The organism is Burkholderia sp. Bp8986 (assembly GCF_003854225.1).
GTDB lineage: Bacteria > Pseudomonadota > Gammaproteobacteria > Burkholderiales > Burkholderiaceae > Burkholderia.
The window spans coordinates 1-10,146 of the sequence record NZ_QTQM01000079.1 but is presented as its reverse complement, the minus strand read 5'-3'; the positions used below and the strand labels follow the sequence as shown (position 1 = coordinate 10,146).

8 protein-coding genes and 3 pseudogenes are annotated in these 10,146 nt (G+C 54.6%); 2 read left to right on the top strand and 9 right to left on the bottom strand.

Annotated features, from left to right (window positions below; translation table 11 throughout):
- Positions 1 to 159, top strand: a pseudogene (locus tag DID99_RS35115) (IS481 family transposase); the annotation flags it as partial.
- Between the two features lie 96 nt (positions 160 to 255).
- Here the strand turns inward: DID99_RS35115 and DID99_RS35110 are convergent.
- The 7 genes and pseudogenes from DID99_RS35110 to DID99_RS35080 form a co-directional block, all read right to left on the bottom strand.
- Positions 256 to 1,977, bottom strand: coding sequence for a hypothetical protein (locus DID99_RS35110; protein WP_124668590.1), 1,722 nt, complete (start codon positions 1,975 to 1,977; stop codon positions 256 to 258).
- Between the two features lie 317 nt (positions 1,978 to 2,294).
- Positions 2,295 to 2,579: a hypothetical protein gene (locus DID99_RS35105; RefSeq protein WP_124668589.1), complete on the bottom strand. Its 285-nt coding sequence runs from the start codon at positions 2,577 to 2,579 to the stop codon at positions 2,295 to 2,297.
- A gap of 655 nt (positions 2,580 to 3,234) precedes the next feature.
- Positions 3,235 to 4,052: pseudogene (locus DID99_RS35100) on the bottom strand (IS5 family transposase).
- A 248-nt stretch (positions 4,053 to 4,300) separates the two neighbouring features.
- Positions 4,301 to 4,924, bottom strand: coding sequence for a hypothetical protein (locus DID99_RS35095; RefSeq protein ID WP_124668588.1), 624 nt, complete (start codon positions 4,922 to 4,924; stop codon positions 4,301 to 4,303).
- A 10-nt stretch (positions 4,925 to 4,934) separates the two neighbouring features.
- Positions 4,935 to 6,596 (bottom strand): type III secretion system translocon subunit SctE, encoded by a 1,662-nt coding sequence (sctE, locus tag DID99_RS35090; protein WP_124668587.1) that lies wholly within the window; start codon positions 6,594 to 6,596, stop codon positions 4,935 to 4,937.
- An 87-nt stretch (positions 6,597 to 6,683) separates the two neighbouring features.
- Positions 6,684 to 7,103: a hypothetical protein gene (locus tag DID99_RS35085; RefSeq protein WP_124668586.1), complete on the bottom strand. Its 420-nt coding sequence runs from the start codon at positions 7,101 to 7,103 to the stop codon at positions 6,684 to 6,686.
- 53 nt (positions 7,104 to 7,156) lie between these two features.
- Positions 7,157 to 8,137, bottom strand: coding sequence for a hypothetical protein (locus tag DID99_RS35080; protein WP_124668585.1), 981 nt, complete (start codon positions 8,135 to 8,137; stop codon positions 7,157 to 7,159).
- Between the two features lie 469 nt (positions 8,138 to 8,606).
- Here DID99_RS35080 and DID99_RS37520 point away from each other — a divergent pair, with 469 nt between their 5' ends.
- Positions 8,607 to 9,299: a hypothetical protein gene (locus DID99_RS37520; protein WP_185733867.1), complete on the top strand. Its 693-nt coding sequence runs from the start codon at positions 8,607 to 8,609 to the stop codon at positions 9,297 to 9,299.
- A gap of 9 nt (positions 9,300 to 9,308) precedes the next feature.
- Here the strand turns inward: DID99_RS37520 and DID99_RS35075 are convergent, their stop codons facing one another.
- Positions 9,309 to 9,566, bottom strand: coding sequence for a DUF6429 family protein (locus tag DID99_RS35075; RefSeq protein ID WP_060348805.1), 258 nt, complete (start codon positions 9,564 to 9,566; stop codon positions 9,309 to 9,311).
- Between the two features lie 80 nt (positions 9,567 to 9,646).
- Positions 9,647 to 10,146: pseudogene (locus tag DID99_RS35070) on the bottom strand (IS630 family transposase); the annotation flags it as partial.

The following is a 10,146-nucleotide window of genomic DNA, read 5'->3' as shown; positions in this document are numbered from 1 at the left end:
GTGGAAGGTGCGTACGACGAGCGGAAAGAGCGAATTCGGCACCGCGAATGGCGGGTCGACAAAATCCTCGGCGAACAGCATCGGCGCGCGTCGGAACCCATGTTCCCTACGGGCGCCACGGGTTCCGACGCACCAAAGAAACGGCCTTCAAAAAAGTGAAATGATGTCTGCGAATCGCACATCTCAAAACACTGTCCGATCGACCGAGACCACCTCTCTATGATCCTTCATGAACAGACCATGCTGAGACAACACTTATCCAAATGCCAACAAGAATCTACAGGTGGACAACAAGGATTCACGCGGATTAACGACGCTTCGCATCACCACGTTCACCTGATCGACTGGCAACTTAGCAATAGTCTGCCCCAGGTACGTTGAAGCGTCGTCGCGCACATCGCTAGGTAGCTCCTCGATTTGGACAGCAAGTCTCACCAGTGGAACAGTCCGCTCCTCCAGCGGCAATTCGTTAATCGAATCAATGATGCGACAGAAAGCTTTACCGCGCGAACTGAGCTCCAGACCTGCCGAGCCGCATCCACTGTTGACAAAGTTTTCCCATCTCGTATCTTGCGCCGGAAGCTGCCCGATTTGATCGGCGAGACATGCCAACAATTCGGCATACTGCCGGGATGGACACTTGGAGCCAGCGTCGAGAATATGACAAAAAGTCGTATACCGCCGCGTATCCGGGAGCTTCGCAATTTGCTTTGCATTCTCTACCACCCTATCGTAAGCCTCATTTGTCCTCTTGATCGCAGCGTCTATCTTCGCGGAGATCTCATTCGCCTGCTCCGCTCTCGTAATTGCCTCTGTTGCCTCTGTTGCCTTTGCTGCCTTTGTTAGAGCCCAGGCCGCCCAACTGTTGGCTTCAGCAGCGCACATATTGGCCTGTGCGGCCAAGCCAACGAGGCGGTCCCACGTGTATGCATCTGCTTGCATCGCATAATCTGCGGCAGCCCACAGATAGTCATCAGCAGCGAGCAACAAGGCCTCCGCAGCTTTGAGGTTGGCCTTGTCAGCCCAAGCTAACGCATCTTTGGCAAAGCTAGACAATCCAACCCACTCGCAACTTTCAGCCACCCATTTACAGACATCAGCGGACCATTCACAGGCTTTGGCAGCTGCCAAGCAGGCTTTTGCGCCCCATTTGCATGCGTCAACAAACTCTATATGCACATCGGGCACCATAATATCGGACTGCGCTATCATTCCAGGTGCCCGACCTCTTCGCCGATATATCTCGTTATCCTCATCTATTATCTTATCAATCTCCGATTTCGCTTTTTCAATATCATATTTAAGATACACGCATGCGGATTCATCAAAGGACTCCAACAGAGTTCCCAAACGAGCCGCCGCCGCCTTCGCAGCTTTGAATTTCCCTTTCGCCGCGGCGCCGGCCGCCATCTCCTTACAAGCCACCAGCAAATCGCTTATCTCTTCTGACCCGATGGCTCCAGCACCGGTCAAACACTTTTCCGATAACGGCAATAAAATATTCGCATTCAATTCGGCCCGATTTTCCCGAAACATCGGTATTTTCAAGAGAATGTCGCTATCGAATCGCGACATTACCGGGGCAGCCACCATACTTGCGCGCGCGCGCGGAGTCAGATTAGTCAACAGGTAGGCGCGAGACGCGTCAAGCGCCGTCAATTCGCCAATACCACGTAAGTACTCGACTCCCTCGCGAGTTGATCCTATCAAACACCTACCAATATGCGGCAAGGCTTCTTCGAGATTAATGTGGCAAACCAAACAGTCACCAATACACCTCCGATCAATCGCTACAATATCATGACGAAGGCACTCAAATTCTTGCTTCAGCGCATGGGAAATAGGAATATGAACAGAAGAATTGCAAATTCTACTCCGCCTATCACCATCGATTATTTTGCTAATATTTACAAGGCGCTCACCCACAGAGAGGGCACGCCCTTTTCCATCGCCCGAATTAAAACCAACAGTGCGCATTTTAAAATTCGCGTAAATGTCTTCTTAAGATAAAATTTACGGCCACAACACCATGAGCAATTCAATTTAAAATGGCTTTGCCACTCAAATCACAAAATATGACCTACCGAACAAGCGGAGAGCGTCGACATATAAATAATTAAGGATGAGCCCCGCTGCTATCTTTTAGATCCTTATTTCATCGATTGACCAGCGGAGCTTGTTCGCCCTGAAATGAGAAGCTTCACACTTGGAGATTCGACACATCATTTCGATCGACGAATAAACGACACATCCTTCATGCAACACCAGCAAGCCACCTTATCGAACCGAAAATATTAATAGCGTCCTTCTGAATTTGCAGTTATAGCAGCAGCCTTGAGTTCTTCGTTCGCCTGTTGTAACAACTCCTTGGCGCGCTCCGCATGCCCCCCGAGCTTGTGGCCTTTGCTATCCTGCGCGCGAACAATAGATGCGTAGGCATCGTCGATAGAGCGCTGCGCTGCAGCGAGATATGTGTGCCGAATTACGCTTACGTTTTCTCCAGGAAGGGTCTGCGCACACGCCACGGCACTTTCGACAAACAGAGCACACACCACCAATCCATTTACGCAAAATTTCATCTATTTTTCTCCCAACATATATAAAAGTGAAAAATATTGATACTGCTACTCTCGAAGCAAATGCGGACCTCCACAATCTTCATAACGGATCGACCTCCAAGCCAATTCACGTCTACTCTCAACAACGCACCGCCTACCGACTAGGTTGGTCTTCTGCTCGGACCAAACCGCCGTACCATCGACAAAGGCCTGGCGCATGGGAGCAACTACACGGAATATTACCCGGCAAGTTGCGAGTGTATGGCGACAATTGACCTGAATCGCGCGGACAGTAGACGAAACGTTCCTAACCACTCTCCTCGTCGGCGGGACGACGTCCCGTGGTTGCTACCGCTTGCTGATACAATTCGTCCGATTCGCGATATTTGCAACCGATTACCGAAAAACGACGTCGTCGACGCTACTCCTGACTGTGGCTCCATACGACATCGGCATATTCAGTGTGGTGTCGCGTCAAGCCTATGATCACGAAGCGCCGAATTAATTACCGAATTGATCTTCGCACGTTTTCAAGGGCGAAGGACACTCATTTTTAGATCTACCATTTCCGCTTGATGCACGCCCGTCGAACGGCATGCCAGTCGCTAATCATTCTTGAGACCCGACACTTCGTTCATCTGGTTGAACGTCTTCGGTTGAAGTATAAGAGGCCAGTTCAAAAAGCCGACTCCGCTCTTTTGAAGATTTTCCAGCAGACGAGCGAGCAAGCGAATTTGAGGAATGCTTCGTGAATATCGCCACGGCGATCGAAGCGAATGCGAAGCCGACGGAAATTGTGGAGCCACAAGTGAGTTCGTTCAACCACCCAGCAGTATTTGCCCAGACCGGTGCCATGTTCAGTTCGGCGCCGTGCGATCATCGGCCTGATGCCACGATCACGCAAGCGCTGGCGATGTATGTCAGAGTCGTAGCCGCGATCGGCGTAAATGCCTTTCGGCTTGCGCAGCGGTCGGCCACGCGTGCCCCGGATCGGCGCGATGGCATCGACCAACGGCAGCAACTGGGTGACGTCGTTACGGTTCGCGCCGGTCAGTATCACGCTGACCGGCACCCCGTTTGCGTCTACGAGGATGTGGTACTTCGAACCTGGGCGCGCACGATCCGTGAGGTTCGGCCCAGTTTTTCGCCCGCCCCAACGGCTCATACCGACGATGAATCGACCGCCGCGTATGAGAGGTCTAACTGTCCGGATTCGCGCAACCTGTCGAGTAGCAATGCATGCAACCTGTTCCAGACGCCGGCCTTCTGCCATGCGTCGAGGCGACGCCAGCATGTCGCTCCCGAGCCAAACCCCAGTTCGGTTGGCAAATGGTTCCATCGCATCCCGGTGCGTAACACGAATAGCACGCCGTTGAGCGCCGCCCGCTCCGACACACGAGGTCGTCCACGACGCTCGTTGTTTCGGCGTCTGGGCTTCGGCAGTAGCGGTTCGATCAGTGTCCACAATTCGTCGTCAATGATCGGCGCTTGCATCCTCTCGGTCTCCGCTGTCTGGACGACCGAGGTTAACACCGCGCCGCGAAAGTTAACAGACCATCACACGGATTTTTTGAACTGGCCTCTAAAGGTTTGGAGGATACCCACGTTCCGATCGGTGCCCATTCCTTGAATACGCTTTCGATACTTCGAGTCCCCGATTACAGTGAAGATTCGGAGTCCTCTTCATCTCGCGGGCGATTCACTGTCAAGCCATGCAAATAGTCGCGTCGACGACGCGAACATCAAGAGCCAATATTACGTGCAACCGCAGCGCCTTCTTGTGCCTCCGCCTGTTGGATCTGAGCTGCCATCGACTGTTCTGACTGGATCTGGGTCTGTGCGCTCTGTGCCGAAGAATCCGACGACTTGGCCGCCACCTCAGAGAGCGACTGGATCACACCAGCCTCTGCCTGGTCCTGCTGTGCGGCCGCCTGCTTCTTCCCGGACACGATCGTACCGATGCCCGAGCCACCACTGCCCACAGCCTGACCAGCATCAAGCCCCAATCGCGCCCCGTCCATGCCGCTGCCCATGGCGCCTCCCGCAACCCCACCTGCAACACCTAAAGCGGCCTGCGTAATTTGAAATACACCCTCCACTATGCTGGCGAACTTTTGCGCGGCTAAACCCTCCTCCTGTGTATTCAAGGCGCATTGCTGGCTATTGATCTGGCTCACAAGTGCGTCCGTGGACGCCTGCCGTTCATTTTCTACGAGCCCCTCGATTTCAGCGAAAAGGAGCGAAATCTCCTCCCCTGGAGTCAGCTTCGGAGTTGCCTTTTGAGCAGAACCGCTTCCATCAACAGACGATACGGTATCGGCTGCCGCGCCGGCCAAACGAGAAAACGGATTCACTGTCATACCCATGATGATTCACCTATACGTAACGTGCGATTGCGTTTGAAAGATCTGCATCTGATTCGAGCAAGTCAGACATAGTCTGGGAGACTTGCTCCACGTCTGAGATCGCCTTTTGCATTTGCTGCGCCAACGTATTGCGCACTGCAGCTCCAATCGTCAACGCATTTGACACTCGCTGCGCGTCAAGCGACGCCTGGTTTGCAGCATTTTGGTCATTGGCCTGAATATATTGCATGGTGCCGGATCCAACGTTCCCGCCGATCTTCGCGGCATTTCCGGCCAGCTTGGCCAGCCCCGCAGCCCCGCCACTCCGTGCACGCAGCGCGTCCCGGGTCAGGGTGGACTTCACATCTTTTCCCATTGCCTCAAGTACTTCCGGATCAGCCCATTTTTCCGGATTGTCTTCCATTGCCTTGGTCAGCAATTTAACGACGAGATCTCCAACCGCACCACGCTCAAAAACTGCCCCCATCGACTTGGTTAGCTTGACGCTTAGAGTTTCCGCCGTGTTGCCTGCCCTCTCAACAGTCCCTTGAAAGACCGCTTCGACTTCTTTTGAATCCATGCCACTACTTGGTGTCGGCTTCGACGCCGGCTCACTGAGGCGACCATTCGGAACGGGATTGTCGGCTGTCGCTTTGGCGGCGACATCCAAGGTTCCTTGGGTAGCACCTTCCTCTTCACGAATCGTGCTCCCGAGTTCCTCCAAGCTCGCGGTGACATTGGATCCTGCATCGTCCACGCCGGTCAGCACCATCGTTGCCGCTGTACCACCAGCTTCGCCAGCCGCATCAATCGCCACCTTGGCCGTTACCCCACCAGCGTCGGACATCACACTCTCGCCAACTTCAGTGGCCGCGCTAACGGCCCTGCGCGCGACGACTGCACCGACCGCCATGCCGATGATCCCAACGGACATCTGGAGGCCTCCCACGGCGTCCATAGCCTTCTCAAACTTGCCTGACTTGGACGGATCGACGTCGTCTGCAACTTGGAGTCCAAGCTGCGCAAGGTCAAGCGCCGCGCACGTTAGCGACGCAACCCCTTGGGGATCGGCGGCTAGCAATTCACCCGCCGCAGTCCCGAGGTCAATCACAAAGCTCACCACGTCCATCACCAGAGAAAAGATCTTCTGGATGACCCCCATATGCGCCTTCTTGGCCTGCTCAGTGATCTGCTTCTGCAGGTCGGCACCCTGCTGAGCGATGTGCTGACGCGCCTGCTCGTCCAGTGCCGCATATGTCTTTGAATCAACGGAGACATTCGCCATAAGCGTATTAGTGACCAAGACACCTATCGCAAAAGCCATTGCATCCGGCGACGACATATAGAAAGCAACTGCGGTCGCCGGGGGCTGTGCGAGGCCCGAAGCTGCCGACACAGCCCCCGTCTCCCCTTCCCCTTCCGCAGACTTCACAGTTAGCCCAGGAAATCCCTGAACCAACGCGGCAAAAAGAGCCTTGACCGTTTGCTCAGCAGCCTCTGGCGAAGCGCGCCTCCGGGGAGCAGATAACATGGCGCATGGAGACTGCTGCGAATCATCCGATTTGCCGTTGTCAGAACTCACGGGCAACGTGCCATCAAGAACTCCGGCCGCGGCGGCTTTCCCGGCCGGCAAAGCCGTCCCACGGACGGCATTCACCCCCTGTACCCCGCTAATTTCGCCAACTGATGCCATTTCTAACCTCTTCCTCCGTCCATCAGATGTGGACGACACGTAGAGCTGCGTCCAAAAGACACAACACTGTAATGAACTGGTGGTCGCTTAACCTTTCGACACCGAAGTTGCAAGCGACTCCATTTGCGCGGCCAATCCAGCAGCCCGCTCCGCCACTGATACATTACCGAGGATTGTCAAGCTCGACACCATCAGCCGCAACGCCCGCGTCTCGGATGGATTATACGAACCAGGACACCGCAGTGCATTTGATAATGAAGCCAACGCTTTTGCGTGCTGTCCCATCATTCGCTGGGCGATCGACAGCCCCAACCAATACTCGATCTCGTGATGGTCCAACCACGTGAGTGCTGTAAACAGCGCACCCGCCTGAAAAGCATTGCCAGCCCCCAGCAACTTGTATGCGCATGCATACATATTTTCGACATCAGAATCGCTGACGCTCACTAACGTGTGCAGCGCCCCGCCATTCGAAAAAAACTCCCGTAGATGCTCAGGGTAACTCATCTCAACTCCCTCCAGCATGAACTCGCTTTCCCAGTGGCTGACTACGACGCGCCTTAATGTCCTAGCGACTGTGCGATACTCGCCATTAATCCCGACCATTTTTGAATCAGGCTTGAGACAGCCTGCATATCATTGGTGTAATTCGCATTTGATTGCTGCAACAGCACCATGAGGTTCTGATTCGCATCGCCTCCCGCCTGAGCTGTCTGTTTGATGGATGAGGCGACATCCTGCAACTGGGACGCTGACAACTTTGGCTCGTCAGGTGGTGGCGTTTGAGGGTCATTCCCTTCAAAGATAGCTTCCCACGCCTGTTGATTCGCGGAGATGTCCTTGCTTGGATCCTCCTGGTCGCTATAGATGCCGTTGAGCCAGTCCGAAAACGACTCCCCATCTATCTGGATGTTATTCTGCAGCCCCCATAGACAAAATGCATCCCACTCGGCCTGATCCGGCGTTGTACCACCAAAAGGGTATCCACTCTTTGTCCCGGCATTCGTAGCCGCCTGCTGGAGCTCATCCGAAAACTTTGTTGCCTGCTCCGAGATCGAGTTATTGGTGCTAATCTGATTGTAGATATCCTGCAGATTCGACTCCTCCAACGTTGCACACACAGCCATCAATGCAACACCGCTTGCCAGGACATTTGGGCCCATATCCACTTGGGAATAGGCCGCTTCGGCAGCAGCCATAGAGTTACCACCGACGCCAAAGTAGGCCGCGCTCATACCAGATGACGGTGTTGCTTGTGCCGCTTGTGCCGCTTGTGCCGCTTGTGCGACCTTCCGGGCATCGAGCATTTCCATGCCCGTCTGCGCCAGGGCACTCATTTTCCGGAGCACCTGATTCATTCCACGGGACGGGGAAGATTTGTCTTCCTCCAACCACCTATCCAGCTTCTTAGCTCTGTCGCCCGCACCATTTTCCTTTTGGGCACCCAGCAAATCGACAGCAGAAAGGTTCAGATTCTGGAAGGTGCCATTATCTAGATTAATCTTCGTCATTTCACATATTCCTTGAAAAACAATATCCATTCACAGCATTCGATCAGTCGACGGCCTCAGCCGTGGGAAACTAGCGCTGTCCGCGGCATCCCGCCCAGAAAGCGCAGCATTGTGCCGCACAAACGTCTCAAGCCTCTGCTCACCCCGCTTACGCAAGCCCTCGACCGTAGGCACCGTACTTCGCAGCATCGCGCGCACACGATGCAATGCCTTTTCAGCCTTTTTATCAGTCTCGGCTCTCTTCTCAAGTTCGCGGATGTTGCTCATCGTCCAACATACCGTTTTCCATCCTATTGATGGGCTAATGCCACGAGCATGATCTCGCATTTTCAATTTCGGACCTAGCCCATTGCCGTCAAGCCCCAAATTCGCTTGCCATGACACACCGCCTGGGAGCCGCGTGCAGTCTGGAATGGCTCAAGAGTAGACGATCACTCCACATTCCCCTTTCGAAAAACGTCCAAGGTTTAAGCTAGAGAATCGAAATACCACTCACCGCATGAAAAAACCGATAGAACGCGAAAAATCCAGCAAAGAGGCACATAAGACGGGCCTGGTCCTGCGGAAACTGGAAGCGGTGGACTGCGAGATCGCGCCCCGTCAATATGTGGGCACTGATATAACACGAGACCGGCACTTCGCAAATGGTTACGACAAAGGGATGGAGAAGCAGGGCTTCCCTTTCAAAATCACCGCCGTCTCAACTCAAGATCGCGCGTTGATGGCCATCCCGAAGTTTTGTTCAAGGTCTTTCCGCTCTTTCTTCGGCGGCGTGTTGACGTGGAGCGACACCGGCACCGGCCACCCAAAGGTCATGGCCACACCAGTGGAGGCCGCACGATCACAAAACCATCGACCTGCAGATCGGTTTGCGAGCCGCGCCCCACAGCCGACCGGCGTCGACGAACGCGGCAAGCGATACCTGATTGCCCAGCATGGTTCCGACTTTTTTCACGAGATCGAGGCCGACTACGGCAGAGTGCAGTCTGGCCCGAATACTGACAGCGGTGCCGCAAGGAGCGACGCGATGAGCCGCCCGAGCGCAGCAGTTGCGTGGCAACGCGCCGGCCGGCCCGATCGCCAGCGGGGCATCCGGCACGATCCGTCTGCAACTCAGCGGCCAATCGCATACGAAACCCTTTTAAACAGTGCCCCGATCGCCAAAGCGAGGCGCTTTTCAACAGCCTGCTAGTGTTGTGAGTTATAAATTCGTTTCATTATTGGTTTTGCTGCCAGCGGCGACGAAATGCTGCTTGAAGAGGCGTTCGGATTCACGCAACCCCTCTTCAGTAAGGATCACGGATTTTGCTTTGTTGACGGGGTCGCCGATGAGGCCGCGTTCATAAAGTCGGTTAAGCGCGTCCCAATCGAAGCTCTTCCAGGCACGGTTATGATCATGCAGGGTCAAGTAGAGGAGCGCGAGGACGGCGTCGTCGATGGCAGCAGTGTCGATGTTCATGACGGTTATTCCGAGATTCTTTGGATCCGCGAGCAAAACCGTTCGAGGCTGGCGAGAATTTCATCGGCCGATTTGCTTCAGGCGAACGGCCGAGGATCCGCGTTATAGACATTGAGGTAATGCCAGATCGCCTCTTCAAGTTGCCGTGTCGAACGATGCGTGCCACGTCGAATGTACTTCTCGGTGAGCGTAGCGAACCAGCGTTCGACCTGATTGAGCCACGACGCGGAAGTCGGAGTGAAATGAACATGGAAGCGCGAATGACGAGCGAACCAGTTTTTGATCGAAGGCGTCTTGTGCGTACCGTAGTTGTCCATCACCAGATGCACGTCCATTTCGGCGGGCACGCTGGCGTCGATCGTGCGCAGGAACTGCACGAATTCGCTGCTGCGGTGGTGCCGATGCAATTCACCGATGACTTCGCCGGTGGCGATGTCCAGCGCAGCGAACAGCGTGGTGGTGCCGTGGCGCATATAGTCGTGAGTGCGGCGCTCAGGAATGCCGGGGGCCAACGGCAGCATGGGCTGAGTGCGGTCCAACGCCTGGATCTGGCTCTTCTCATCCACGCACAACACCATTG

What these genes read in the sequence shown, in the direction of transcription:
- DID99_RS35110 (WP_124668590.1), bottom strand. Translation starts at nt 1,977, where the DNA reads ATGCGCACTGTTGGTTTTAATTCGGGCGATGGAAAAGGGCGTGCCCTC.
- DID99_RS35105 (WP_124668589.1), bottom strand. Translation starts at nt 2,579, where the DNA reads ATGAAATTTTGCGTAAATGGATTGGTGGTGTGTGCTCTGTTTGTCGAA.
- DID99_RS35095 (WP_124668588.1), bottom strand. Translation starts at nt 4,924, where the DNA reads ATGGGTATGACAGTGAATCCGTTTTCTCGTTTGGCCGGCGCGGCAGCC.
- sctE (WP_124668587.1), bottom strand. Translation starts at nt 6,596, where the DNA reads ATGGCATCAGTTGGCGAAATTAGCGGGGTACAGGGGGTGAATGCCGTC.
- DID99_RS35085 (WP_124668586.1), bottom strand. Translation starts at nt 7,103, where the DNA reads ATGAGTTACCCTGAGCATCTACGGGAGTTTTTTTCGAATGGCGGGGCG.
- DID99_RS35080 (WP_124668585.1), bottom strand. Translation starts at nt 8,137, where the DNA reads ATGGATATTGTTTTTCAAGGAATATGTGAAATGACGAAGATTAATCTA.
- DID99_RS37520 (WP_185733867.1), top strand. Translation starts at nt 8,607, where the DNA reads ATGAAAAAACCGATAGAACGCGAAAAATCCAGCAAAGAGGCACATAAG.
- DID99_RS35075 (WP_060348805.1), bottom strand. Translation starts at nt 9,566, where the DNA reads ATGAACATCGACACTGCTGCCATCGACGACGCCGTCCTCGCGCTCCTC.